General features: G+C 44.3%; 1 pseudogene. It reads left to right on the forward strand.

The features are described from left to right. A pseudogene (locus R7Q46_RS29300) lies at positions 1-558 on the forward strand (hybrid sensor histidine kinase/response regulator); the annotation flags it as partial.

Genomic DNA, 558 nt, shown 5'->3' on the forward strand with positions numbered 1-558 from the left:
GGGCGGAAGCATACAGCTTGAATCTGAAAAAGGCCGCGGAAGCCGTTTCTACTTCCAACTCACAGCGCCGATTTCTCAAGCCCATTTTCGTGCTCGACATACCGTGAATAACCAAATCTGGCTCGTCTGTGACGACACTGACCTAGAAACAAAACTACGTAATGAGTTGAGCTTCTATCAAATTCAAGTGCATCAATCTGTTCATGATCTGAGTGCTCTTCCAACATGGATTAACGACAAAGAACGCATCATCATTCTTTATGTTGAAACGACACCAGATGCCGCAGTGAAGAACACAGATTTGATGCGAAATTTGGAACATCAACATGTGCAAGTTTGCCTAATCAAACATCTACACAGCCAACAGCTTGATTTCGGTCACCGTGTCGCAGCGATCATTACTCAACCTTTGCTAGGACAACGTCTACTCAAAGCGCTTGAAAGCTGTGCTGAACGATTTACTCAATCTATTTCCGTCGTTCAGCCTGCAACCCGACTTGAAAAATTACCCAAAGTGCTCGTTGTAGACGACAATACTGTGAACCAAAAAATTGCAGG

The sequence above is a fragment of the Vibrio sp. 811 genome (assembly GCF_033339195.1).